Source organism: Enterocloster lavalensis (assembly GCF_046603895.1).
GTDB classification, from domain to species: Bacteria; Bacillota; Clostridia; order Lachnospirales; family Lachnospiraceae; genus Enterocloster; species Enterocloster lavalensis.
This window is the reverse complement of record NZ_CP176637.1, coordinates 1,991,299-2,017,112: the sequence shown is the minus strand read 5'-3', so window position 1 is coordinate 2,017,112 and position 25,814 is coordinate 1,991,299. Positions and strand designations below refer to the sequence as shown.

13 protein-coding genes, 11 tRNA genes, 3 rRNA genes, 1 pseudogene and 1 CRISPR repeat array are annotated in these 25,814 nt (G+C 56.2%); of the genes and pseudogenes, 27 read left to right on the top strand and 1 reads right to left on the bottom strand.

Going from position 1 to position 25,814, the window contains the following annotated elements; translation table 11 throughout:
• The first annotated feature begins 198 nt into the window (after positions 1 to 198).
• The 24 genes and pseudogenes from ACK2JC_RS08850 (at position 199) to ACK2JC_RS08735 (ending at position 17,275) form a co-directional block, all read left to right on the top strand.
• On the top strand, positions 199 to 2,346 hold the full coding sequence (locus tag ACK2JC_RS08850; protein WP_411338476.1) for a Tex family protein: 2,148 nt from the start codon (positions 199 to 201) through the stop codon (positions 2,344 to 2,346).
• A complete protein-coding gene (tsaE, locus tag ACK2JC_RS08845; protein WP_092366221.1) occupies positions 2,346 to 2,774 on the top strand; it encodes a tRNA (adenosine(37)-N6)-threonylcarbamoyltransferase complex ATPase subunit type 1 TsaE in 429 nt (142 codons plus the stop codon). Before ACK2JC_RS08850 ends, tsaE begins: the two co-directional genes overlap by 1 nt.
• Positions 2,771 to 3,526 carry a tRNA (adenosine(37)-N6)-threonylcarbamoyltransferase complex dimerization subunit type 1 TsaB gene (gene tsaB / locus ACK2JC_RS08840; protein WP_320938036.1) on the top strand — a complete coding sequence of 252 codons (756 nt, stop codon included), beginning with the start codon at positions 2,771 to 2,773 and terminating at the stop codon, positions 3,524 to 3,526. Before tsaE ends, tsaB begins: the two co-directional genes overlap by 4 nt.
• A 23-nt stretch (positions 3,527 to 3,549) precedes the next feature.
• On the top strand, positions 3,550 to 3,999 hold the full coding sequence (gene rimI, locus ACK2JC_RS08835; protein WP_166434599.1) for a ribosomal protein S18-alanine N-acetyltransferase: 450 nt from the start codon (positions 3,550 to 3,552) through the stop codon (positions 3,997 to 3,999).
• Positions 4,000 to 4,179: 180 nt separating this feature from the next.
• Positions 4,180 to 4,422, top strand: coding sequence for a hypothetical protein (locus ACK2JC_RS08830; RefSeq protein WP_024738038.1), 243 nt, complete (start codon positions 4,180 to 4,182; stop codon positions 4,420 to 4,422).
• 221 nt (positions 4,423 to 4,643) lie between these two features.
• Positions 4,644 to 6,314 (top strand): VWA domain-containing protein, encoded by a 1,671-nt coding sequence (locus ACK2JC_RS08825; protein ID WP_320938035.1) that lies wholly within the window; start codon positions 4,644 to 4,646, stop codon positions 6,312 to 6,314.
• A gap of 278 nt (positions 6,315 to 6,592) precedes the next feature.
• The gene (locus ACK2JC_RS08820) at positions 6,593 to 7,504 is read left to right on the top strand and encodes a ribonuclease Z (RefSeq protein WP_092366234.1); all 912 of its coding nucleotides are present in this window, start codon (positions 6,593 to 6,595) and stop codon (positions 7,502 to 7,504) included.
• Positions 7,505 to 7,538: 34 nt separating this feature from the next.
• Positions 7,539 to 8,561: a tRNA (adenosine(37)-N6)-threonylcarbamoyltransferase complex transferase subunit TsaD gene (gene tsaD, locus ACK2JC_RS08815; RefSeq protein ID WP_368271145.1), complete on the top strand. Its 1,023-nt coding sequence runs from the start codon at positions 7,539 to 7,541 to the stop codon at positions 8,559 to 8,561.
• Positions 8,561 to 9,298: a 2-C-methyl-D-erythritol 4-phosphate cytidylyltransferase gene (ispD, locus tag ACK2JC_RS08810; RefSeq protein WP_276949828.1), complete on the top strand. Its 738-nt coding sequence runs from the start codon at positions 8,561 to 8,563 to the stop codon at positions 9,296 to 9,298. Before tsaD ends, ispD begins: the two co-directional genes overlap by 1 nt.
• Positions 9,299 to 9,440: 142 nt before the next feature.
• A tRNA-Ser gene (locus tag ACK2JC_RS08805) sits at positions 9,441 to 9,526 on the top strand.
• Positions 9,527 to 9,581: 55 nt separating this feature from the next.
• Positions 9,582 to 9,670, top strand: a tRNA-Ser gene (locus tag ACK2JC_RS08800).
• Between the two features lie 197 nt (positions 9,671 to 9,867).
• Positions 9,868 to 11,399: ribosomal RNA gene (locus ACK2JC_RS08795) — 16S ribosomal RNA — on the top strand.
• A gap of 158 nt (positions 11,400 to 11,557) precedes the next feature.
• Positions 11,558 to 11,675 (top strand): 5S ribosomal RNA (gene rrf, locus ACK2JC_RS08790).
• Positions 11,676 to 11,761: 86 nt separating this feature from the next.
• Positions 11,762 to 11,835 (top strand) — tRNA-Ile (locus ACK2JC_RS08785).
• Positions 11,836 to 11,969: 134 nt separating this feature from the next.
• Positions 11,970 to 12,042: transfer RNA gene (locus ACK2JC_RS08780), tRNA-Ala, on the top strand.
• A gap of 201 nt (positions 12,043 to 12,243) precedes the next feature.
• Positions 12,244 to 15,133: ribosomal RNA gene (locus tag ACK2JC_RS08775) — 23S ribosomal RNA — on the top strand.
• Together the 16S, 23S and 5S rRNA genes with 11 tRNA genes alongside form the textbook arrangement of a ribosomal RNA operon.
• 121 nt (positions 15,134 to 15,254) lie before the next feature.
• Positions 15,255 to 15,327 (top strand) — tRNA-Asn (locus tag ACK2JC_RS08770).
• Between the two features lie 36 nt (positions 15,328 to 15,363).
• Positions 15,364 to 15,435: transfer RNA gene (locus tag ACK2JC_RS08765), tRNA-Glu, on the top strand.
• A gap of 39 nt (positions 15,436 to 15,474) precedes the next feature.
• A tRNA-Thr gene (locus ACK2JC_RS08760) sits at positions 15,475 to 15,546 on the top strand.
• A 44-nt stretch (positions 15,547 to 15,590) separates the two neighbouring features.
• Positions 15,591 to 15,664 (top strand) — tRNA-Ile (locus tag ACK2JC_RS08755).
• A gap of 42 nt (positions 15,665 to 15,706) precedes the next feature.
• Positions 15,707 to 15,780: transfer RNA gene (locus tag ACK2JC_RS08750), tRNA-Asp, on the top strand.
• Positions 15,781 to 15,816: 36 nt separating this feature from the next.
• Positions 15,817 to 15,889: transfer RNA gene (locus ACK2JC_RS08745), tRNA-Val, on the top strand.
• Between the two features lie 10 nt (positions 15,890 to 15,899).
• Positions 15,900 to 15,983, top strand: a tRNA-Leu gene (locus ACK2JC_RS08740).
• 93 nt (positions 15,984 to 16,076) lie between these two features.
• Positions 16,077 to 17,275 (top strand): annotated as a pseudogene (locus ACK2JC_RS08735) (trans-sulfuration enzyme family protein).
• A 223-nt stretch (positions 17,276 to 17,498) separates the two neighbouring features.
• A CRISPR array of direct repeats spans positions 17,499 to 17,859; the repeat unit is 32 nt; unit sequence GTCACGCCTTATGGAGGCGTGTGGATTGAAAT.
• A 97-nt stretch (positions 17,860 to 17,956) separates the two neighbouring features.
• Here ACK2JC_RS08735 and ACK2JC_RS08730 read toward each other — a convergent pair.
• Positions 17,957 to 22,225: an acyl-CoA dehydratase activase-related protein gene (locus tag ACK2JC_RS08730; RefSeq protein WP_320937886.1), complete on the bottom strand. Its 4,269-nt coding sequence runs from the start codon at positions 22,223 to 22,225 to the stop codon at positions 17,957 to 17,959.
• A gap of 268 nt (positions 22,226 to 22,493) precedes the next feature.
• On the opposite strand from ACK2JC_RS08730, the gene ACK2JC_RS08725 reads away from it, so the two are divergent.
• Genes ACK2JC_RS08725 through pyk form a run of 3 tightly spaced genes read left to right on the top strand, consistent with a single transcriptional unit; the run spans position 22,494 to position 25,780 of the window.
• Positions 22,494 to 23,435 carry a magnesium transporter CorA family protein gene (locus ACK2JC_RS08725; protein WP_092371769.1) on the top strand — a complete coding sequence of 314 codons (942 nt, stop codon included), beginning with the start codon at positions 22,494 to 22,496 and terminating at the stop codon, positions 23,433 to 23,435.
• 34 nt (positions 23,436 to 23,469) lie between these two features.
• Complete coding sequence (locus tag ACK2JC_RS08720; protein ID WP_276953993.1) at positions 23,470 to 24,300, top strand: hypothetical protein; 831 nt, start codon at positions 23,470 to 23,472, stop codon at positions 24,298 to 24,300.
• Between the two features lie 43 nt (positions 24,301 to 24,343).
• Positions 24,344 to 25,780: a pyruvate kinase gene (pyk, locus tag ACK2JC_RS08715; RefSeq protein WP_092371767.1), complete on the top strand. Its 1,437-nt coding sequence runs from the start codon at positions 24,344 to 24,346 to the stop codon at positions 25,778 to 25,780.
• The last annotated feature ends 34 nt before the right edge of the window (positions 25,781 to 25,814 follow it).

Genomic DNA, 25,814 nt, shown 5'->3' with positions numbered 1-25,814 from the left:
TAAAAATGCTATCCTGGCTATTCTATCACGAAAATTGCAGGCTGTCCAGACGGGGAACGAAGGGAATATCAAGGGAAAACCCGGCCAGGCCCGTTTCCGGGGCGGAGCGGACCGCAAGAATGTTGACAAACAGGGGAATTCAGGATATATTTGGAGCTGTGAGTTTGACAGAAGCCGTATCAATAAGAGGAAGAGCAAATGGATATTATTAAGACACTGGCAGAAGAACTGAAAATCGGCCGCGGCCAGGTGGAAGCGACTGTAAAATTAATTGACGAGGGAAACACCATCCCCTTTATCGCCCGTTACCGCAAGGAGATGACAGGCTCCCTAAACGACGAGGTGCTGCGCGATCTGGACGAGCGCCTGCGCTATCTGCGCAACCTGGAGGACCGCAAGGAGCAGGTGATCGCCTCCATCCGCGACCAGGAAAAACTGACCCCGGAGCTGGAACAGCAGATCCGCGCGGCGGCCACCCTGGTGGCGGTGGAAGATTTGTACCGCCCCTACAAGCCCAAACGCCGCACCAGAGCCACCATCGCAAAAGAGAAAGGGTTGGAGCCTCTGGCGGACCTGATTCTCATGCAGATGGCGAAGGAGCCCCTTGAAAAGGCGGCGGCCCCGTACATTTCCCAGGAAAAGGGCGTGGAGACGGTGGAGGAGGCCATAAGCGGTGCCAGGGATATCCTGGCGGAGCGGGTGTCCGACAACGCTCAGTACCGCACCTACATCCGCAGTGTCACCATGCGGGAGGGAATGCTCCAGTCCACGGCCAAGGATGAGAAAGCCCAGACGGTCTATGAGACCTACTACAACTACGAGGAGCCCATCCGGAAGGCGGCGGGTCATCGGGTATTGGCCTTAAACCGCGGAGAGAACGAGAAGGCGCTGGTGGTGAAGGTGACGGCCCCGGAGGAAACGATCCTGCGCTACCTGGAAAAGCAGGTGATCGTGCGGGAAAACCCCTACACCACGCCCGCATTGAAAGCGGTGGTGCAGGACAGCTATGAGCGCCTGATCGCCCCCTCCATTGAGCGCGAGGTGCGCAACGAGCTGACGGAGAAAGCCGAGGAGGGCGCCATCAAGGTGTTCGGCAAGAACTTAGAGCAGCTGCTCATGCAGCCTCCCATTGTGGGCCGCGTGGTGCTGGGCTGGGATCCGGCGTTCCGCACCGGCTGCAAGCTGGCTGTGGTGGACGGCACGGGCAAGGTGCTGGACACCGTGGTGATCTACCCCACCGCGCCTCAGAACCGGGTGGAGGAGTCCAAGAAGATTTTAAAGAACCTGATCAGGAAATACAACGTTTCCCTGATCTCCGTGGGCAACGGCACGGCGTCCCGGGAATCCGAACAGATCATCGTGGACTTGCTGAAGGAGATCAAGGAGCAGGTGCAGTATGTGATCGTCAACGAGGCGGGGGCATCCGTGTACTCGGCCAGCAAGCTGGCCACCGAGGAGTTCCCGCAGTTCGACGTGGGGCAGAGGAGCGCCGTGTCCATTGCCAGAAGGCTGCAGGACCCGCTGTCCGAGCTGGTGAAGATCGACCCCAAGTCCATCGGCGTGGGCCAGTACCAGCACGATATGAACCAGAAGCGCCTGGGCGAGGCCCTGGGAGGCGTGGTGGAGGACTGCGTGAACAAGGTGGGCGTGGACTTAAACACGGCCTCCGCCTCTTTGCTCGAGTACATTTCCGGCATCAGCAAGGCCCTGGCAAAGAACATCGTGGCCTACCGGGAGGAGAACGGAGCGTTTTCCAACCGCAGGCAGCTGCTTAAGGTGGCCAAGCTGGGCCTCAAGGCCTTTGAGCAGTGCGCGGGCTTTATGCGCATTCTGGGCGGGGAGAACCCCCTGGACGCCACCAGCGTGCACCCGGAGAGCTACAAGGCCGCGGGCGCGCTTTTGGAGAAGCTGGGCTACAAGCCGGAGGAGCTGAAGGCCGGGGGACTTTCCGGGATCCGCGGCAAGGTGCGGGATTACCGCAAAATGGCCGCAGAGCTGGGCGTTGGCGAGATCACTCTCCGGGACATTGTGAGCGAGTTGGAGAAGCCGGCCCGGGACCCCAGGGATGAGATGCCAAGGCCGATCCTGAGGACCGACGTCATGGATATGAAGGACTTAAAGCCGGGAATGGTGCTCAAGGGCACAGTGCGCAACGTCATCGACTTCGGCGCTTTTGTGGACATCGGCGTGCACCAGGACGGTCTGGTACACATTTCCCAGATGACGGACCGCTACATCAAGCACCCCCTGGAGGCCGTCAGCGTGGGCGACGTGGTGGATGTGAAGGTGCTGGGCGTGGATCTGGCCAAGAACCGGATCTCCCTGACAATGAAAGGGCTGAAATAATGGTATATGAGTCGAATACGCCCCAGGAGACCTTTGAGCTGGGGAAAAGGCTGGGAGCGGAGGCGAAACCCGGCCAGGTCTACTGCCTGGACGGGGACCTGGGCGTGGGCAAAACGGTGTTCACCCAGGGATTTGCCCGGGGCCTTGGGATTACGGGGCCGGTGAACAGCCCTACCTTCACCATTGTGCAGCAGTATGAGGAAGGGCGGCTGCCGCTGTACCATTTTGACGTGTACCGCATCGGCGATATCAGCGAGATGGACGAGATCGGCTATGAGGACTGCTTTTATGGGAGCGGGGTCAGCCTGATCGAGTGGTCGGAACTGATTGAGGAGCTTCTGCCGGAACGCGCGGTGCATGTGACCATTGAAAAGGATCTGGAGCGGGGCTTTGACTTCCGCCGGATCCGGGTGGAGGGACTGGAATGAGAATACTGGGAATCGAGAGTTCGTCTCTGGTGGCCAGCGTGGCCCTGGTGACGGACGATATATTGACGGCGGAGTACACGGTGGACTTCAAAAAGACCCACTCGCAGACGCTGCTGCCCATGCTGGATGAGATCATGAACATGCTGGGTCTGGAAATGGACACGGTGGACGCCATCGCCGTGGCCGGAGGTCCCGGCTCCTTTACCGGGCTGCGCATCGGAGCCGCCACCGCCAAGGGGCTGGGGCTGGCGCTTGACAAGCCGCTGATCCATGTGCCCACGGTGGACGCCATGGCCTGGAACGTGTGGGGCGCGGCCGGTCTTGTCTGTCCCATCATGGACGCCAAACGGCGGCAGGTGTACACCGGCCTGTACCGGATGGAAAACGGCATCCAGGTGATCAAAAAACAGTGCGCAATGGATGCGGGCGAGCTGGCCGCAGAGCTCAACGGCCTGGGCCTGCCGGTGATCTTCCTGGGGGACGGGGTTCCGGTGTACCGGGAGCTGTTTGAGGAGCTGCTCAGAGTGCCCTTCCGGTTCGCGCCCGCCCAGATGAACCGCCAGAGAGGCGCCTGCGTGGCGGCGCTTGGCATGTTGGTCATGACGGAAACGGCGGGCGGGTACGACGGGGCCTATGTGGTGTCCTCGGACGAGTTTACCCCGGATTACCTGAGAAAGCCCCAGGCGGAGCGGGAGCGGGAAGCCAGAATCAGCCCTGAGGGAGCCGCGGCGCGGCTGGCCGGGGACCGGTAGGGAGCGGGAAAGGAGTGGCGAAAATGGAACGGACCGGTGCAGTGCGCCCCATGCGGGCGGAAGATTTGGAGAGCGTGGCGCGGCTGGAGCAGACATGCTTTTCGGAGAGCTGGTCGGAAAACCTGCTGAGATCCGGCCTGGACAACCGGCTGGATTCCTATCTGGTCTACGAGGAGCTGGGGGCCGTGCTTGGCTACTGCGTGCTGCGCACCCTGGCGGACGAAGGGGAAATCCAGCGCATCGCGGTGGATCCGGCCTTCCGCAGGCAGGGGATCGCCAGGAAATTAATGGAGTCCATGGCAGCGGTTGCCAGAATGAAGGGGGCCCGGGAGGTGGCTTTGGAGGTGCGCGAGAGCAACGTAAGCGCCCGAAAGCTCTATGAATCCTATGGTTTCCGGCAGGAGGCGGTCCGCCGGGACTATTACCGCAACCCTGCGGAGGATGCCATCATCATGTGGAACCGCAGGATTTGAAACAATTTCCACTTAAATTCGACAGGTTTTGCGTATATAATGGAGAGGAATCAGACATTCCTCTCTATTTTTAGTGATACAGGCCTCCCCGCTTAACCGGCGGGAAAACGGCCGGCCCTTACGGATCTGCGGAAAGGGGAGAGCGGATGGATGGAGGATTGAGAAAGGTGAGGGTAATCCATGAGAAAGTACAATAGGAACGGGCAGCTGGACACAGTAATCTGCAACTGCTGCGGAAAGAAATTGATTGTGGATCAGGGTATCTTGCGCGAGGGCTGCATCTGCGTTGACCACGCCTGGGATTTTTTCTCCGAGAAGGACGGGGAAATCCACCATTTTGACTTGTGCGAGAGCTGCTACGATGAACTGACGAACCAGTTTAAAATCGCGGTGGATGTGGACGAACAGGTAGAATTTCTGTAGGAAATATTAAGAAGGATTAAGGTTGTTTAAGGCTTTTCTTAACGGTATTGAGCCGTGCCCGGATCTATGGTAATGTTGAATTACACATAGACCGGGCGTTTTCATTTGCATGCAATGGACCGTCGGCGCAGCTGAGAGGTTGTCCGATCCGGCGGTCCGGCGGCATTTTACATCCGCGACAGGCGGATGGACGCTCCAGTGAAAAAGGGAGGAATTGTATTATGAAGAGAGGAAAACAACTGACAATCGGGCTGCTGATGTGCGCGCTGCTTGCCGGGCTTTTGAGCGGCTGCGGAGCCGGAGGCGGCAAGACGGCTTCGGCCACAGAGGCGGAGGTAAAGGCGGAGGCCGGTTCCTACGCCAGCGAGACCATGGCGGCGCAGAGCCAGTGGGACGGCGCGGTTATGGAGGCAGAGGGACCCCCTTTAAGCCACAACACGGAGGAGTACAATTACATCGCTGAAAACGCGTTCTTGGCGGTGGCAAACGCTCCACTGTCCACCTTTGCGGCGGACGTGGACACGGCCTCCTACGCCAATATCCGGCGCAAAATCCTGGAGGGAAACGAGGTGCCTGCGGACGCGGTGCGCATCGAGGAGATGCTCAACTATTTTACATACGATTATCCGGAGCCGACGGAGGGCGAGCCGTTTTCCGTGACCACCTATATCGGGGACTGTCCCTGGAATGAGAACCATAAGCTGTTACAGATCGGCCTGCAGGCGGAGAAGCCGGATCTGGAGGATCAGAAGCCGTCCAATCTGGTATTTTTGATCGACGTGTCCGGCTCCATGGAGTCCGCGGACAAACTGGGGCTGGTGAAACGGGCGTTTTTGCTGCTGACGGAGAATCTGCGGCCCGAGGACACGGTGTCCATCGTCACCTACGCCTCCAGCGACACGGTGGTGTTAGACGGCGTCTCAGGCGAAGAGAAAGCCGCAATCATGACCGCCATTGAGAATCTGACCGCAGGGGGCAGTACGGACGGCTCCAAGGGCATTGAGACGGCTTACCGGCTGGCTGAGGAGCATTTTCAGAAGGACGGCAACAACCGGGTGATTCTGGCCACGGACGGCGATTTAAACCTGGGTCTCACCAGCGAGGGGGACTTGACCCGCCTGATCCAGAAGAAAAAGGAGAGCGGCGTGTTCCTGTCCGTCATGGGCTTTGGCACGGGAAATATCAAGGACAACAAGATGGAAGCGCTGGCGGACAACGGAAACGGCCAGTACGCTTATGTGGACAGCCTGATGGAAGCGAAACGGGTGCTGGTGGAGGAACTGGGCGGCACGCTGTTTACCGTGGCCAAGGACGTCAAGCTTCAGGTGGAGTTTAATCCGGCTAAGGTCAAGGGCTACCGGCTGATCGGCTACGAGAACCGCCTGATGGAGGCCAGGGATTTTGACGACGACGCCAAGGACGGCGGCGAGATCGGGGCGGGCCACCGGGTGACCGCGCTCTACGAGCTGGTGCCGGCCGGATCGGACGAGGATTTGGGAGAGGTGGAGCTCAAATACGGCGCGGGAAATGCCTCAGCGGCCGGAAACGGTGAGAACGGCGGGGCAGAGGTGAAACCGGCGGAAGGGGCCCCCGCCCCGGGCGCGGACTCCGAGTGGCTGACGCTCAAAGTGCGCTACAAAGAGCCGGACGGGGATCAGAGCCGCCTGCTGGAGTATCCGGTGGACGACAGCGCGGTCTGCCGGGAGCTGCCGCCGGATATGCGCTTCGCCTCCTGCGTGGCCCAGACCGGTATGCTGCTGCGGGATTCCGAGTACGCGGGCGGCTCCAGCTACAAGGCCATCGCGGCCGAGCTGGAGCGGGTGGACGGCCTTCACGGCGACCCGTACAAGGAAGAATTTCTCTATCTGGTGAAGCGGCTGGCTGCGATGTGAGGGCCTGCCCGCGGGAAAGTTTTGCCGGGAACGCAACATTTCCCGGCGCCCACTTGATTATTTCCGCCCAGTTGTGTTATGATTCAGCAAGGAATATATGTAACGGTTCAGATGGCTCATCTTCTTGACCGGAAAAGATCGGTCAAGAAGCATCGGATATCCATCCGATGTGAAAATTGGCACGAAAATCCGCTTACAAGCAAGCTTGACACGGCTTCCCGCGCCAATTTTCCCGCCGTCTGAACTGTTACGAATATATAAAGAATGAGGACAAACCTATGCTGGATATATGTTTATTGGGAACAGGCGGGATGATGCCGCTGCCCTACCGCTGGCTCACATCCATGATGGCCCGGTGCGGCGGCAGCAACCTGCTAATCGACTGCGGCGAGGGCACGCAGATTGCGCTTAAGGAGAAGGGCTGGAGCCCCAAACCCATCGACGTGATCTGCTTTACCCATTACCATGCGGACCACATCAGCGGCCTTCCGGGGCTGCTGTTGACCATGGGAAACGCTGAGCGGACCGAGCCGCTGACGCTTGTAGGCCCCAAGGGGCTGGAGCGGGTGGTGGGAGCTCTGCGCACCATCGCCCCAGAGCTGCCTTTTGAGCTGCGCTTTATCGAGCTGGCGGAGAACCGGGAGCGGCTGCAGCTGGGCCCCTATGTGATCGACGCCTACCGGGTGAACCACAACGTGATCTGTTACGGTTACGCTGTCTCCATCCTCCGAACCGGCCGTTTCGACGTGGACAAGGCCCGTGAGCAGGAGATTCCCCAGAAGTTCTGGAGCCGTCTGCAGAAGGGCGAGGAGATCGAGCACGAGGGACGCCTGCTGACGCCGGATCTGGTGCTGGGGCCGGACCGGAAGGGACTTAAGGTGGTCTACTGCACGGACACCCGCCCGGTGCCCGTGATCGCGGAGTACGCCGAAGGGGCGGACCTGTTCATCTGCGAAGGCATGTACGGCGAGAAGGAGAAGGCCGCCAAGGCCCGGGAGTACAAGCACATGACCTTTTACGAAGCGGCGGAGCTGGCCAAAAAGGCCCAGCCCGCGGAAATGTGGCTGACCCATTACAGCCCCTCTCTGACCAGGCCCGAGGAGTATATGAACGAGGTGCGCCAGATTTTCCCACGGGCAAAGGCCGCAAAGGACGGCTGGACGGTGGAACTGGGATTTGCGGAAGATTAGATCAAAGGCCTGCGGGCAGATGGAGATTAGGGAAATGAACGAAGATGTTTTAATACTGGCGATTGAGAGCTCCTGCGACGAGACGGCCGCAGCTGTGGTGAAAAACGGGCGGACTGTGCTGTCCAACGTGATTTCCTCACAGATCAGCACCCACACGATTTACGGCGGGGTGGTGCCGGAGATCGCGTCCAGAGAGCACATCAAGGCGGTTAATTACGTGATAAGGCGCGCGCTGGCGGAGGCCGGTGTGGGGCTTCCGGAGATCACCGCGGTGGGCGTCACCTACGGGCCTGGGTTAGTGGGCGCTCTTTTGGTGGGCGTGGCGGAGGCCAAGGCCCTGGCTTACGCGGCGAAGAAGCCGCTGATCGGCGCGCATCATATTGAAGGCCATGTTTCAGCCAATTTCATCGAGCATCCGGACCTGGAGCCGCCGTTTGTGTGTCTGATCGTGTCCGGCGGCCACACGCATCTGGTGATCGTGAAGGATTACGGCAAGTTTGAGATTCTGGGGCGCACCAGGGACGATGCCGCAGGGGAGGCATTTGACAAGGTGGCCCGTGCGGTGGGGCTGGGATACCCCGGCGGCCCCAAGGTGGACAGGACGGCCCGGGAGGGGAACCCCCACGCCATTGAGTTTCCCCGGGGCAAGGTGGACGGCTCGCCCTACGACTTCAGCTTCAGCGGCTTAAAGTCCGCGGTTCTCAACCACATCAACCACGCGAAAATGACCGGCGAGGAGATCCATGTGCCGGATTTGGTGGCATCCTTCCAGAATTCGGTGGTGGACTCCCTGGTGAGCCGCACTGTGATGGCGGCGAAGGAGTACGGCTACGGGCAGGTGGCCATCGCGGGCGGGGTGGCGTCCAACACGGCGCTGCGCGCGGCCATGGAGCAGGCCTGCAACAAGGCGGGGATCCGGTGCTGTTATCCGTCCCCTGTTCTGTGCACGGACAACGCGGCCATGATTGGAGCGGCCGCCTACTATGAATACTGCAATGGAAATATTGCGGGCTGGGATCTGAATGCAGTGCCGAACTTAAAGCTGGGGGAGCGGTAATGATGGGAGCGGAGGCTAAGAATGCGGTTTGCACCGCGGTGGTGCTGGCGGCGGGTAGAGGAACCCGTATGGGGATAAGCCAGGCCAAGCAGTACCTGGAGATCGGCGGGAAGCCGGTGCTGGCCTATGCGCTGGAGGCGTTCCAGCAGTCCCCCGCAATCGATGGCATCGTGCTGGTGACGGACCGGGATCACATGGAATACTGCAGAACGGAGATTGTGGAGCCTTACGGAATCCGCAAGGTTTCGGTGTATGCGGAGGGCGGTCGGGAGCGCTACGAGAGCGTCTGGAACGCCCTGAAGGCCATCGCCCCTGCCCCTGACAGACAGTACGTGTTTATTCACGACGGCGCGCGCCCCTTTGTCACCCCGGAAATAATCGGGCGGGCGTATAAAGCGGTACAAAAATGGAAAGCATGTGTGGTAGGGATGCCGGTGAAGGACACGATCAAGGTGACGGACGCGGACGGGGACATAGTGTCCAGCCCGGACCGCCGTTTGGTGTGGATGGCCCAGACGCCCCAGGTTTTTGAGCTGGAGCTGATCCGGGAAGCGCTGAGACGCCAGCTGATGGAGGACTGCAGCCGGATTACCGACGACGCCATGGTGGTGGAGCGGCAGATGGGCGTGCGGGTCCATATGGTGGAGGGCAGCTACGAGAACATCAAAATCACCACGCCGGAGGACCTGGACATCGCGGAAGTTTTTGCGAAACAGCAGAGAACGGGCCGGTTCTGAGCCACGGTTTTTCCCGTTAAATAAGGGAAAAACAAGGTTTTTGAAAAAAATTAAAAAAAGTTTTATAAAGTGCTTGACAAATAATGAAATATTTTGTATTATAGACGAGCTGGTTCACGAGAGCAAACAACGAACAGCACATGGAGAGATATCGAAGTGGTCATAACGAGGCGGTCTTGAAAACCGTTTGTCCGCAAGGGCGCGTGGGTTCGAATCCCACTCTCTCCGCTGGCAAGGTTTCATCGCCCGAGTTAATAATATAGAGCAACAAAGATTTAGCCAAGCAGAAGTACCCAAGTGGCTGAAGGGGCTCCCCTGGAAAGGGAGTAGGTCGTTAGTAGCGGCGCGAGGGTTCAAATCCCTCCTTCTGCGTTCGACATAAGCGCTTGGCGCGAATGTCAGACAGAACCTTGAAAATCAAAGATTGAACAGTATGTAAAACCCTGAAAATTCTAAAGAAAAAGGTCTGGTTTGGACCTTTGGATTTGAGAAAATTCAGAACAAAACCAAGTAATGAAGGTTAAAGATAACTAGCCAAGCTAAGTAGTCTAAGACCAAGAATCAACTTTTAATTTGAGAGTTTGATCCTGGCTCAGGATGAACGCTGGCGGCGTGCCTAACACATGCAAGTCGAACGAAGCATTTTAGATGAAGTTTTCGGATGGATTCTGAGATGACTGAGTGGCGGACGGGTGAGTAACACGTGGATAACCTGCCTCACACTGGGGGACAACAGTTAGAAATGACTGCTAATACCGCATAAGCGCACAGTACCGCATGGTACAGTGTGAAAAACTCCGGTGGTGTGAGATGGATCCGCGTCTGATTAGCCAGTTGGCGGGGTAACGGCCCACCAAAGCGACGATCAGTAGCCGACCTGAGAGGGTGACCGGCCACATTGGGACTGAGACACGGCCCAAACTCCTACGGGAGGCAGCAGTGGGGAATATTGCACAATGGGCGAAAGCCTGATGCAGCGACGCCGCGTGAGTGAAGAAGTATTTCGGTATGTAAAGCTCTATCAGCAGGGAAGATAATGACGGTACCTGACTAAGAAGCCCCGGCTAACTACGTGCCAGCAGCCGCGGTAATACGTAGGGGGCAAGCGTTATCCGGATTTACTGGGTGTAAAGGGAGCGTAGACGGCATGGCAAGTCTGAAGTGAAAACCCAGGGCTCAACCCTGGGACTGCTTTGGAAACTGTCAAGCTAGAGTGCAGGAGAGGTAAGTGGAATTCCTAGTGTAGCGGTGAAATGCGTAGATATTAGGAGGAACACCAGTGGCGAAGGCGGCTTACTGGACTGTAACTGACGTTGAGGCTCGAAAGCGTGGGGAGCAAACAGGATTAGATACCCTGGTAGTCCACGCCGTAAACGATGAGTGCTAGGTGTTGGGGGGCAAAGCCCTTCGGTGCCGTCGCAAACGCAATAAGCACTCCACCTGGGGAGTACGTTCGCAAGAATGAAACTCAAAGGAATTGACGGGGACCCGCACAAGCGGTGGAGCATGTGGTTTAATTCGAAGCAACGCGAAGAACCTTACCAAGTCTTGACATCCCCCTGACCGGCGTGTAACGGCGCCTTTCCTTCGGGACAAGGGAGACAGGTGGTGCATGGTTGTCGTCAGCTCGTGTCGTGAGATGTTGGGTTAAGTCCCGCAACGAGCGCAACCCTTATCCTTAGTAGCCAGCATTAAGATGGGCACTCTAGGGAGACTGCCAGGGACAACCTGGAGGAAGGTGGGGATGACGTCAAATCATCATGCCCCTTATGATTTGGGCTACACACGTGCTACAATGGCGTAAACAAAGGGAAGCGACCCTGCGAAGGTGAGCAAATCTCAAAAATAACGTCCCAGTTCGGACTGTAGTCTGCAACCCGACTACACGAAGCTGGAATCGCTAGTAATCGCGAATCAGAATGTCGCGGTGAATACGTTCCCGGGTCTTGTACACACCGCCCGTCACACCATGGGAGTCAGCAACGCCCGAAGTCAGTGACCCAACTCGCAAGAGAGGGAGCTGCCGAAGGCGGGGCAGGTAACTGGGGTGAAGTCGTAACAAGGTAGCCGTATCGGAAGGTGCGGCTGGATCACCTCCTTTCTAAGGAATAGAAGAAGTAGGCATTGAGTACTTAACGAGGTCTTTCCGAGTTTAGTACGAAAGCCCACCCGAACACTTGACGAGGTATTTCCGAGTCTAGTGAGAGTGGTGAGGGTTTTATATACTGTTGAATCTTGGATTTGCCAAGGTAAAAAATTTCCGGTGGCGATGCGCTTGGGGGAAACACCCGTTCCCATCCCGAACACGATGGTTAAGACTCAAGCGGCCGATGGTACTATGCTGGTGACGGCATGGGAGAGCAGGTGGCTGCCGGATTTACAAAGAATTTTACAGTGAGGACTGCTCTCGCTGAAAAAGATAAACGTTAGTATGTGACAGCTTAGCTTTTGCATAATTAACCGGGGCTTATAGCTCAGCCGGTTAGAGCGCACGCCTGATAAGCGTGAGGTCGGTGGTTCGAGTCCACTTAAGCCCAGTAGGTTTTAGCGAGCCAATAGCTTTCGGAAGAGAGGAAAGGCCCACTTAAGCCCAGTAGCTTGGGAAAAATCAAGCAAAATAGAGATCGCCTTAAGTTAAGGGTAGACTCGCATTCCATTTCTAAAAAGATATGGGGGTGTAGCTCAGTTGGGAGAGCACCTGCCTTGCAAGCAGGGGGTCATGAGTTCGAATCTCACCATCTCCATTCGGAATCGTTTACCGATGATTCCAAAGACGTACCTTGAAAACCGCATATTGAATGAAAATGAATTGAATATTCTATAGAATAATCAAGACATCCGAGGGATACATCGAAAGATGTATCAAATGTAACAAACCTAAGACCAAACGATCCAACGCTATGGATTGTCGACAGAAACCCGCACCCGCAGGTGGAAGTCATTTTGGTTAAGCTATAAAGAGCGCAGGGTGGATGCCTTGGCACTAAGAGCCGATGAAAGACGTGATAAGCTGCGAAAAGCTTCGGGGAGGAGCAAATATCCTTTGATCCGGAGATATCTGAATGGGGAAACCTGGCTGAGCAACCCTCAGTCGACGTATGGTGAATACATAGCCATACGCTGGGAACCCGGTGAACTGAAACATCTAAGTAGCCGGAGGAAGAGAAAGAAAAATCGATTCCCAAAGTAGCGGCGAGCGAAATGGGAAGAGCCCAAACCAGCGTGCGTGCACGCTGGGGTTATGGACTGCGGAAAGCTAGCTGATTCGTTAGTGGAACTGTCTGGGAAGTCAGACCAAAGAGAGTGAAAGTCTCGTACACGAAAACGATAGGCAGCGGCAGGATCCAGAGTACCACGAGACACGTGAAACCTTGTGGGAAGTCAGAGGGACCACCCTCCAAGGCTAAATACTCCTTAGTGACCGATAGCGCATAGTACTGTGAAGGAAAGGTGAAAAGGACCCCGGGAGGGGAGTGAAAAAGAACCTGAAACCCTGTGTTTACAAGCTGTGGAAGCACGTTAAGGTGCGACCGCGTACTTTTTGTAGAACGGTCCGGCGAGTTGCCGGTACTGGCAAGGTTAAGTGGTTAAGCCACGGAGCCGAAGGGAAACCAAGTCTCAAATGGGCGTAAAGTCAGTACAGGCAGACCCGAAACCGGGTGACCTATCCATGTCCAGGTTGAAGCGGAAGTAAAATTCCGTGGAGGACCGGATCCACATCCGTTGAAAAGGGTGGGAATGAGGTGTGGATAGGGGAGAAATTCCAATCGAACCCGGAGATAGCTGGTTCTCCTCGAAATAGCTTTAGGGCTAGCCTCATATTAGTCTAGCGGAGGTAGAGCACTGAATTCCTAAGGGGGCGTCAAAGCTTACCAAGGGATATCAAACTCCGAATGCCGTATAGATGATGTATGGGAGTCAGACTGCACGAGATAAGTTGGGTAGTCAAAAGGGAAAGAGCCCAGACCTACAGCTAAGGTCCCAAAGTGTGTGTTAAGTGGAAAAGGATGTGGGATTTCAGAGACAACTAGGATGTTGGCTTAGAAGCAGCCACACATTCAAAGAGTGCGTAATAGCTCACTAGTCGAGAGGTCCTGCGCCGAAAATGTCCGGGGCTAAAACACAACACCGAAGCTTAGGAATGTCGTAAGACATTGGTAGAGGAGCATTCTTAAAGGAACGAAGCAGTACCGACAAGGAGCTGTGGACTTTTAAGAAGAGAGAATGCCGGAATGAGTAGCGAGATGGAGGTGAGAATCCTCCAGGCCGAATATCCAAGGTTTCCAGAGTAAAGCTGATCTGCTCTGGGTAAGTCGGGGCCTAAGGCGAGGCTGAAAAGCGTAGTCGATGGACAACAGGTTGAAATTCCTGTACCGCGTATTATCAGAACTGTGGGGACGCAGAAGGACAACACATCCCGGGAATGGAAATACCGGGGCAAGCGAGGTAGGAGTATAGTTGGCAAATCCGCTGTACAATCCGAAGACGTGACGCGTAGCGAACTATAAGTAGCGAAGTGTGTGATTCCAGCTGCCAAGAAAAGCCGCTATTGTGTAATACGTGCCCGTACCGTAAACCGACACAGGTAGATGAGGAGAGAATCCTAAGGCCGGCGGGAGAAGCATTGTTAAGGAACTCGGCAAAATGACCCTGTAACTTCGGGATAAAGGGTGCCAGAGAGATCTGGCCGCAGAGAATAGGCTCAAGCAACTGTTTAGCAAAAACACAGGTCTATGCAAAACCGAAAGGTGAGGTATATGGGCTGACGCCTGCCCGGTGCTGGAAGGTTAAGAGGAGAGGTTAGCGCAAGCGAAGCTTTGAATTTAAGCCCCAGTAAACGGCGGCCGTAACTATAACGGTCCTAAGGTAGCGAAATTCCTTGTCGGGTAAGTTCCGACCCGCACGAAAGGCGTAATGATTTGAGCGCTGTCTCAACAATGCACCCGGTGAAATTGAAATACCAGTGAAGATGCTGGTTACCTGCGCCAGGACGGAAAGACCCCATGGAGCTTTACTCCAGCTTGATACTGGGATTCGGTATTGCATGTACAGGATAGGTGGGAGGCTTTGAAGCAAGGACGCCAGTCTTTGTGGAGCCAATGTTGGGATACCACCCTTGCGATATTGGGTTTCTAACCTGCAGCCGTGACCCGGCTGGGGGACAATGTCAGGTGGGGAGTTTGACTGGGGCGGTCGCCTCCGAAAGGGTATCGGAGGCGCTCAAAGGTTCCCTCAGAATGGTTGGAAACCATTCGCAGAGTGCAAAGGCATAAGGGAGCTTGACTGCGAGACCGACGGGTCGAGCAGGTACGAAAGTAGGACTTAGTGATCCGGTGGTAGAAAGTGGGATTGCCATCGCTCAACGGATAAAAGCTACCCTGGGGATAACAGGCTTATCACTCCCAAGAGTTCACATCGACGGAGTGGTTTGGCACCTCGATGTCGGCTCATCGCATCCTGGGGCTGTAGCAGGTCCCAAGGGTTGGGCTGTTCGCCCATTAAAGCGGTACGCGAGCTGGGTTCAGAACGTCGTGAGACAGTTCGGTCCCTATCCGGCGCGGGCGTAGGATATTTGAGAGGAGCTGTCCTTAGTACGAGAGGACCGGGATGGACGGACCGCTGGTGTATCTGTTGGGTACCAAGCCCATGGCAGAGTAGCCAAGTCTGGACGGGATAAACGCTGAAGGCATCTAAGCGTGAAGCCCCCCTCAAGATGAGATATTCCATCGCAAAAGCGAGTAAGACCCCTTGAAGACGACGAGGTAGATAGGTTAGAGGTGGAAGTGCAGTAATGTATGGAGCTGACTAATACTAATCGGTCGAGGGCTTAACCAAAACGGTATAGGTTTTAAAACATCATTCAATATGTGGTTTTGAGGGTACGTTATTATTAATTGAAAAAGTGCTTGAAGAATTGGCGGTTTTGCTGTATAATAATTCGGACGGCAACAATTATTCCTCGATAGCTCAGTCGGTAGAGCACGCGGCTGTTAACCGCGCTGTCGTAGGTTCGAGTCCTACTCGGGGAGTTTTTTAGTGGAAGTCCATGGCGACCACTACGTTTAGGCCCCATGGTCAAGCGGTTAAGACATCGCCCTTTCACGGCGGTAACACGAGTTCGAATCTCGTTGGGGTCATTTGAGTGGAAGTGATCATGTCACTGAGGCTCGCAACATGCCGATGTGGCTCAACGGCAGAGCAGCTGATTTGTAATCAGCAGGTTATCGGTTCGAATCCGATCATCGGCTCTTACTGCGTTCCAGTAAGCGCAATATCATATTTGATATAGTTCGGACCTTTAGCTCAGTTGGTTAGAGCAACCGGCTCATAACCGGTCGGTCCTGGGTTCAAGTCCCCGAAGGTCCACTCAACAATTCCGACTAATGTCAGAACTATATAACAACTTATGGCCCGGTGGCTCAGCTGGTTAGAGCGCCGCCCTGTCACGGCGGAGGTCGACGGTTCGAACCCGTTCCGGGTCGTTTGCATGTTTGCATGCGGCAATTACATGTACGTTTGGGGTCTTAGCTCAGCTGGGAGAGCATCTGCCTTACAAGCAGAGGGTCACAGGTTCGAGCCCTGTAGGCCCCATTTGTATTTCGCGGGTATGGTGGAATAGGCAGACACAAGGGACTTAAAATCCCTCGGTAGCGATACCGTGCCGGTTCAAGTCCGGCTACCCGCATTTTGCTGTTTGACAGCCTGAGAGTGTGATTATAACATTCTCAGGCTGTTTGCGTTAAGCTGCAATGGAGCGTCGGTGAGGTTACCGGGTTTGATGATCCAATCAGGTAGGGAGGCGGAGATTATGGGTGCGTTGAAAATGAGAACGGAGCTGCTGAATGTGGGGAGCCTTTTGGCCAAGGAAGCGCGGGGAATGGAGGAGCAGCCGCTTTACCGGTCCACCGTGTTTGAGACAGAGGATACGGGTGACTATGACCGGGCCAACTGTGGGGAGCGGTATCTGTACGACCGCATCGGGGCGCCCAACCGGGATTGCCTGGGGGAGGCGATTTCCAGGTTGGAGCAGGGACAGGACACAGCGGTGTTCGGCGCCGGGATGGGAGCTATCTCAGCGGTGTTTCTGGCTTTGAACCGGAAGGGCAGCCATGTGGTGGTGAACCGGGCGGTTTACGGGGAGACCATTGAGCTTCTCAACGACATTTTGACTACGTACGGGGTGGATGTGAGTTATGTGGATTTTGAGTCCCCGGAGGCGGTGGAGCAGGCGGTTACAGAGAGGACCACGCTGATTTACACGGAGGTGCTCACCAATCCGCTGCTGCGGGTGGTGGATCTGGACGCGGTGACGGCCCTGGCTAGGAGGCGCGGCGTTCTGACGGTAGTGGACAGCACCTTTACCACGCCGATGCTGATCCGACCTCTGGAGCACGGGGCGGACCTGGTGATTCACAGCCTGACCAAGTATTTTGGCGGACACAGCGACATTACGGGCGGCTCGGTTACCGGCAGCCGGGAGCTGATCAAAAAGGTAAAGCGGACGCAGGTGCTTTTGGGAAGCTGCATGGCGCCGGATTCGGCCTGGCTGGCGCTGCGTAGCCTGAGGACCATGGATTTGCGTGTGAGACGGCAGATGGAGAATGCCGCGGCCATTGCCGGGGCATTGGAAGGCGATCCACGGGTGCGCTATGTGAACTATCCGGGGCTGGTTTCCCACCCGCAGCATGAGCTGGCGGACAGGCTGTTGGGGCGATGCTGAGCTTTCGGGTGGAGGATGATCTGGAGAAGGTGGATGAAATGATCCACCGGCTGAAGGTGATCCGGTACCTGGGAACCCTGGGCGGCATCCGCACCAGCCTGGCCCACCCCGCCACCGCCTTCCGCCATGAGTTCAGCCGCGAGGAGCTGGAGGCGGTGGGAATTTACGACGGATTGGTTCGGATTTCAGCGGGCATCGAGGATGCGGGGGATTTGATTGAGGATTTGAGAGAGGCGTTGGGGGTGTTTGGGGAGTGAGGCGACGGAAAAAATGGAGATAGGGAGGTATTATGATGGGATGGCTGAAAGGTACGAATGTGAAGTGAACATAAAAATGCAGGGGGATTCGCACTGGGAAATTGGATAAATATGGGTCTATAGCTTGATGGGAGAAGGAAAAGATTGCGTTTTGGTGGGGGAGGGTGTAGAATATAGATGAAATTGTTGGGGAGTTATGGGGAGATTATTGGTTAGTTTTGATGTCACGCCTTATGGAGGCGTGTGGATTGAAATGTACGACAGAAAACTTATATTGAGCACGTAACACGTCACGCCTTATGGAGGCGTGTGGATTGAAATTCTCCAGGGGCAAACTCTCCCTCCCCCTTGATCGCGTCACGCCTTATGGAGGCGTGTGGATTGAAATTAAACAATTAATTCCCAGATCAGCTTTTCGAAAGGTCACGCCTTATGGAGGCGTGTGGATTGAAATACCCTGGATGTATTATACAATGCTTCCAGCGCAGTCACGCCTTATGGAGGCGTGTGGATTGAAATACAGCATTCGAAAGATATCCTTCGTTTCGGGTTGTCACGCCTTATGGAGGCGTGCAGATTTACCCACCCCAACAAACCCCAAAGCCCGCCAGACTCCAAATTACCTCCGGAGCCCAGCGGGCTTTCTTCCTATTATATATATTCTTTTAATTCCAATTATTCCTAATTTGTCCCCTTCTTCAAATTCTTCTGCGCAGTTGCCAGCATGAGCTTGATGCGGTTCAGCTGGTTGACTTCGCTGGCACCGGGGTCGTAGTCTACGGCGATGATGTTGGACTGCGGGTAGTGGCGGCGCAGTTCCTTGATTACGCCCTTGCCTACGATGTGGTTGGGCAGGCAGCCGAAGGGCTGGGTGCAGATGATGTTCTCCACGCCGCTGTGAATCAGCTCCAGCATCTCGCCGGTGAGGAACCAGCCCTCGCCGGTCTGGTTGCCCAGGGAGACGAACCCCTGGGCCATGCGGGCCAGCTCGTCGATGGCGGCAGGGGGCGTGAAGTGCTTGCTGGCCTCCAGCTCCTTGCGGGCGGTCCGGCGGAAGTATTCCAGCAGGGCGATTCCCGCGTTGCACAGGTAGGTGGTGGACTTTTTGGTGCCCAGGTGCTTGGATTTGAAATTGCTGTTGTAGAAGCAGTACAGCAGGAAATCCATCAGGTCCGGCATCACGGCCTCGGCCCCCTCGCTCTCTAAAAGCTCCACAATGTGGTTGTTTGCCAGAGGCGAGAATTTCACCAGGATCTCTCCTACAATGCCCACACGGGGCTTTCTGACGTCTTTGAGGGGCAATGCGTCGAAGTCCCGGATGATTCCCCGAATATTCCGGCCGAATTCCATCATGGACGAGCTGCGCTTGGACAGCGAAGCCACGCAGCGCTTCTTCCATTTCTCGTGCAGTGCGTTGGCGCTGCCGGGTTCCGCCTCATAGGGGCGGGTGGCGTAGAGCACCCGCATGAAGATGTCGCCGTAGACCACGCCCTGCATGGCCTTGGTCAGCAGGGGCAGGGTGATGGTGAAGCCGGGGTTGGTCTCCATGCCGTTGGCGTTGACTGAGATCACGGGGATCTGGGGCATGCCCGCCTTCTCAAGGGCGCGGCGGATGAAGCCGATGTAGTTGGACGCACGGCAGCCGCCGCCGGTCTGGCTCATGAACACGGCCGTGTGGTTTAAGTCGTAACGGCCGGAGAGCAGGGCGTCCATGATCTGTCCGATGACGATCAGGGAGGGGTAGCAGGCGTCGTTGTTCACGTACTGAAGCCCCACGTCCACCGCGGAGCGGTTGTGGTTCTGTAATACCTCGATTTTGTAGCCGAAGGAGCGGATGGCCGGCTCGATCAGGTCGAAATGGATGGGCGACATCTGGGGGCAGAGAAGGGTGTAGTCCTTCTTCATTTCCTTGGTGAATACCGCCCGGTGGTAAGCACTGGAGACGACCTTGCGCTCAAAATTCCGTTGGTCCCGCACGCGGAGAGCGGCGATCAGGGAACGGATGCGGATGCGGGCCGCGCCCAGGTTGTTGACCTCATCGATCTTCAGCACGGTGTAGATTTTGCCGGAGCGGGTGAGAATATCGGATACCTGGTCCGTGGTCACGGCGTCCAGGCCGCAGCCAAAGCTGTTTAACTGAATCAGGTCCAGATTCTCCTGGGTCTTGACAAAGCTGGCCGCCGCATACAGCCGGGAGTGGTACATCCACTGGTCGGTGACCACCAGAGGCCGTTCCACCTTGCCCAGGTGGGAGACCGAGTCCTCGGTCAGCACGGCAAAGCCGTAGGAGGTGATCAGCTCCGGAATTCCGTGGTGGATCTCCGGGTCCACGTGGTAGGGGCGGCCTGCCAGCACGATGCCGCGCTTGCCGGTCTGCTTCAGCCAGTCCAGTACCTCCTCGCCCTTTGCCTCCATGTCCCGGCGGGACTGCAAAAGCTCCTCCCAGCCGGCATGTGCGGCCATGCGCACCTCGGCTGCCGGGATGTCGAATGCGTTTGCGAATTCCGCCACCAGCGCCTTGGTGAGGATTTCCTCGTTGGTGAAGGCCATGAAGGGATTCATGAAGTTCACGTGCTCCTCGGCCAGTTCTTCCACGTTGTTTTTGATGTTTTCCGCGTAGGAGGTGACCATGGGGCAGTTGTAGTGGTTGCCCGCATCCGGCGTCTCGTTGCGCTCGTAGGGGATGCAGGGGTAGAAAATGAATTTCACGCCCTGCTTGATCAGCCAGCTGATGTGCCCGTGGACCAGCTTGGCCGGGTAGCACTCGGACTCGCTGGGGATGGACTCGATGCCCAGCTCGTAGAGCTGGCGGGTGGACTGGGGCGACAGGGTCACGTGGTATCCAAGGCGCTCGAAAAACACCGCCCAGAACGGGAAGTTCTCGTACATGTTCAACACTCTGGGGATTCCCACCACGCCGCGGTGCGCCTTGTCCAGGGGCAGGGGCGTGTAGCCGAACATCCGGTGGTACTTGTAGTCGAACAGGTTGGGGATCTCCTTTTTGGACTTTTCGATTCCCAGACCCCGCTCACAGCGGTTGCCGGAGATAAAGCGGCGGCCGCTGCCGAACTGGTTGATGGTCAGCACACAGTGGTTGTTGCAGCCCTTGCACCGGGTCATGGAGGTGGTGTATTTCAGGCTGGTGATTTTATCAAGCGGCAGCATGGAGGTCTCCCTGCCGCTGTCCGCGGGCTGCATGTGCCAGCGCTCCCTGGCGATCAGCGCCGCGCCGAAGGCGCCCATGATGCCGGCAATGTCGGGGCGCACGGCCTCACAGCCGGAGATTTTCTCGAAGCTGCGCAGCACGGCGTCGTTGTAAAAGGTTCCGCCCTGAACCACCACGTGGCGGCCCAAATCCGAGGGGCGCGTGATTTTGATTACCTTAAATAATGCGTTTTTGATCACGGAGTAGGCCAGGCCCGCGGAGATATCCGCCACGGTGGCGCCCTCTTTCTGGGCCTGCTTGACGTTGGAGTTCATGAACACGGTGCAGCGGGTGCCCAGATCCGTGGGGTTCTCCGCGAACAGGGCTTCTTTTGCGAAGTCCTCCACGCTGTAGTTAAGGCTCTTGGCAAAAGTCTCAATAAAGGAACCGCAGCCGGAGGAGCAGGCTTCGTTTAACTGCACGCTGTCCACGGTGCCGTCCTTGATCTTGATGCATTTCATGTCCTGTCCGCCGATATCCAGGATGCAGTCCACGTCCGGCTCGAAAAATGCCGCCGCGTAGTAGTGGGAGATGGTCTCCACCTCGCCCTCGTCCAGCATCAGCGCGGATTTTAACAGCGCCTCGCCGTAGCCGGTGGAGCAGGACCAGGCGATGTGCGCGGTGGAGGGCAGAATTTCGCGGATTTCCGACATGGCCCGGATGGCCGTGGCCAGGGGGCTTCCGTTGTTGTTGTCGTAAAAACGGTAGAGCAGCTCGCCGCTTTCGCCCACCAGCGCCACCTTGGTGGTGGTGGAACCGGCGTCGATTCCCAGGTAGCAGTTGCCGCTGTAGCGGGCAAGGTCCCCGGTTTTGACCTGATGACCGGCGTGGCGTCGGTCAAATTCATCGTAGTCCGCCTGGTCCCGGAACAGGGGCTCCATGCGCTTGACCTCAAAATCCATTTTGATTCCGGAAGAAAGCCGCTCTATCATGGAGAGCAGGGATGAAGACGTTTGTCCTTCCTGGGGATTTAAGGCCGCGCCGATGGCGGCGAACAGATGGGAGTTATCCGGAGCAATGATCTGGCTGCCGGTCAGGTGCAGGGTGCGGATAAATGCGTTCCGCAGCTCGGGGAGGAAATGTAAGGGGCCGCCAAGGAAGGCAACATTGCCCCGAATGGGTTTGCCGCAGGCCAGGCCGCTGATTGTCTGGTTGACCACCGCCTGGAAAATGGAGGCCGACAGATCCTCTCGGGTGGCGCCCTCGTTGATGAGCGGCTGGATGTCCGATTTGGCGAATACGCCGCACCGGGCTGCAATGGGGTAGATGGCCTTGTAATGTCTGGCATAATCGTTCAGGCCCGCCGCGTCCGTCTGGAGCAGGGAAGCCATCTGGTCGATAAAGGATCCCGTGCCGCCCGCGCAGATTCCGTTCATGCGCTGGTCGATGCCGCCGGAGAAGTAGATGATCTTGGCGTCCTCGCCGCCCAGCTCGATGGCCACATCGGTCTGGGGCGCGTAGTCCTGAAGCGCGGAGGCCACGGCCACCACTTCCTGGACGAAGGGTACCTGCAAATGATGGGAGAGCGCCAGTCCGCCGGAACCCGTGATCACGGAGACAACCTCCATGGGGCCGGCCTTTTCCCGGGCTTTTCGCAGAAGTTCCGCTAAAGTTTCCTGGATATTGGCATAATGGCGTTCATAATCGGAAAATAATATATTATGCTCTGCATCCAGCAGAGCCACTTTTACTGTAGTGGAACCGATGTCGATTCCCAATGTGGGGGATGTATGTAAAGAATTCATAATGGTGGAATTAACCAAACCTCCTTCGTAGCCGGACACCTCGGGTACATTCTTGTGGGAAAAGAACGTAAATTCGGGATTCCGGCGCATTCATCCTAAAGTTTAACATAAAATAGGTAGGAATACAATCGGGAGGCAGCGTTAAAATATTGTAAATGAACGGTAAAAATTGTGCAGGTTTGCAAAAAAACGTCGGATTTTTGTTTGACAAACAATGGTGCAGTCACTATAATGAGAACGTATATTTCATAATGGGGGGAGAGTTCGCATGATTCGTATTTTTAAGACAGAAGATGGAATAATGCATGAGAAGGATGAGCTTCAGCCGGGCAGCTGGATCGCGATGACCAACCCGACGGCCTCGGAGATCATGGATATTGCGGACATGTACCAGATTGATCCGGATCACATCAAGGCCCCTCTGGATGAGGAGGAGCGCTCCCGAATCGAGGTGGAGGATAGCTACACCCTGATCCTGGTGGACATCCCGTCCATCGAGGAGCGAAGCGGCAAGGACTGGTTTGTGACGATCCCCATGGGTATTATCACCACCAACGAAGTTCTGATCACGGTCTGCCTGGAGGAGACGCCGGTTTTGACGTCCTTTATGGACGGGAGGGTCCGGGATTTCCACACATTCATGAAAACCAGATTCATTTTACAAATTCTGTATAAAAACGCCACTCAGTACCTGCAGTACCTGCGGATCATCGACAAGAAGAGCGAGGTGATCGAGCGCAAGCTGCACCAGTCCCAGAAGAACTCGGAGCTGATCGAGCTGTTGGAGCTGGAAAAGTCCCTGGTGTATTTTACCACCTCCCTGCGGTCCAACGAGGTGGTGCTGGAAAAGCTGCTTCGGACGGAAAAGGTGAAGAAGTATCCCGAGGACACGGACCTTTTGGAGGACGTTATCATCGAGAACAAGCAGGCCATCGAGATGGCGAATATTTACAGCGGCATCCTCAGCGGCACCATGGACGCCTTTGCCTCGGTTATCTCCAACAACTTAAATATCGTGATGAAGTTCCTGGCTACGGTGACCATCGTCATGTCCATTCCCACCATGGTGGCCAGCTTCTACGGCATGAACGTGAATTCCCACGGCATGCCCTTTGCGGACAGTCCCTACGGGTTTGGGATCGTGCTGGTTTTAGCCCTGCTGCTGTCCCTGATCGTGGCGTTTATTTTCAACAAAAAGGATCTTTTCTGACCACAGGGATCCAATATGACAAAAGGATGAGAACATGAAATTTTTTCAGAAAATGGAACGAAAATTCGGGCGTTATGCGATTCACAATCTGATGTACTACATTATCATGCTGTATGTGGTGGGATTTGTGATTTTAAAGTTCGCCCCGGAGCTGTATTACTATTATCTGATGCTGGATGCGCCGTCGATTCTGCACGGTCAGGTCTGGCGGCTGGTGACCTTTATGATTTTCCCGCCCACCACCAGCTTTATCTGGATTTTACTGCTGCTGCTCATGTATTATTCCCTGGGATCGTCCCTGGAGCGGGTGTGGGGCGCGTTCCGCTTCAACGTGTACGTGTTTATGGGGATCCTGGGACATATTATCGCGGAGCTGGCGGTTTATTTTGTGACGGGCCACAGCCCCCATCTGACCACCACGTTTCTCAACGCGTCCGTTTTTCTGGCCTATGCGGTGACGTTTCCCAACGAGTATTTTTACCTTTATTTTGTGATTGCGATCCGGGCAAAATGGCTGGCCATCTTTGAGGGGGCCGGATTTCTGCTGCTGTTTGTCACGTCCCACAACCTGGGAACGCGGCTGGAGATTCTGCTGTCCCTGGCCAACTTTATTATTTTCTTTGTGATGACCCGGGATTACCGGCGCATAAGCCCCAGGGAGATCAAGCGCAAGCAGGAGTTCCGCGCCCAGATCCGGCCCAAGAGCCGCACGCGCCATGTCTGCGCGGTCTGCGGGCGCACGGACGAGGACAGTCCGGGGATGGAATTCCGTTACTGCTCCAAATGCGAGGGCAGCTATGAATATTGTATGGATCATCTGTACACCCACAAACACATCAAGAAGTCCGATCAGGAACAGCAGTGACCGGGCGCGCACAAACTTTTCAGTTATGGAGGATTGACAAGGAATGAAAAAGACTAAAATTATCTGCACCATGGGTCCTAACACCAATGACAAGAATATTATGATGGAACTGGCGAAAAACGGCATGAACGTGGCCCGTTTCAATTTTTCCCACGGGGATTACAACGAGCACATGGAACGGCTGGAGCTGTTAAAAGAGGTGCGCAAGGAGCTGGATATCCCGGTGGCCGCCCTGCTGGACACCAAGGGGCCGGAGATCCGCACCGGACTTTTAAAGGACGGTAAGAAGGTTACGCTGAAGGACGGCCAGACCTTCACCCTGACCACCCGCGAGGTGGTGGGCGACGACCACATCGGCCACATCAATTACAGCGGACTGAACGAGGACGTTTCCGCGGGCAACAAGATCCTGATCGACGACGGCCTGATCGAGCTGGATGTGGTGGAAGTGAAGGGAACGGACATCGTCTGCAAGGTGGCCAACGGCGGCGAGCTGGGCGAGAAGAAGGGCGTGAACGTGCCCAACGTCAAGATCAAGCTTCCGGCGCTGACCGACAAGGATAAAGAGGATATCGTGTTCGGCGTCAAGCAGGGCTTTGATTTTATCGCGGCCTCCTTTGTCCGCACCGCGGACTGCATCCGCGAGATCAAGGAGATTCTGGAAGCCCACGGCTCCAGCATGAAGGTGATCGCCAAGATCGAGAACGCGGAGGGCATCGAGAATCTGGATGCGATCATTGAGGCCAGCGACGGCATCATGGTGGCCCGGGGCGACATGGGCGTGGAGATTCCGGCCGAAAAGGTTCCCTATATTCAGAAAATGATTATCCGCAAGTGTAACGAGCAGTGCAAGTCTGTGATCACGGCCACCCAGATGCTGGATTCCATGATCCGCAACCCCAGACCCACCCGAGCGGAGGTGACGGACGTGGCCAACGCGGTTTACGACGGCACGGACGCCGTGATGCTTTCCGGCGAGACGGCCATGGGCAAGTATCCGGTGGAGGCCTTAAAGATGATGGCCACCATCGTGGAGGATTCCGAGTCCCACCTGGACTATGAGGCGTACCGCCGCCGCAAGGTCTCCAAGACCAACACCCAGAACATTTCCAACGCAGTCTGCTTCGCTTCTGTTTCCACGGCCCACGACCTGGGCGCTCAGGCGATCATCGCCCCCAGCATCACCGGCTTTACCACCCTGATGCTGAGCAAATGGAGACCCAGCGCCCAGATCATCGGCATGTCCCCCAGCATGGCCACGGTGCGCCAGATGCAGATTCAGTGGGGTGTGGTTCCGGTTTGGTCCCGCCGCGCGGATTCCACAGATGAGCTGATCGAGAATTCCATGGAGGAGCTGAAGAACCGGAAGATGCTGGAGCTGGGCGACCTGGTGGTGATCACCGCGGGCGTTGTGACCTACGCTAGACGGCATGAGGCCGCGACCCAGACCAATATCATGCGCGTGCTGAACGTGGAATGATGTTTGGATTCATGAATACGCAAGAATGACTGGA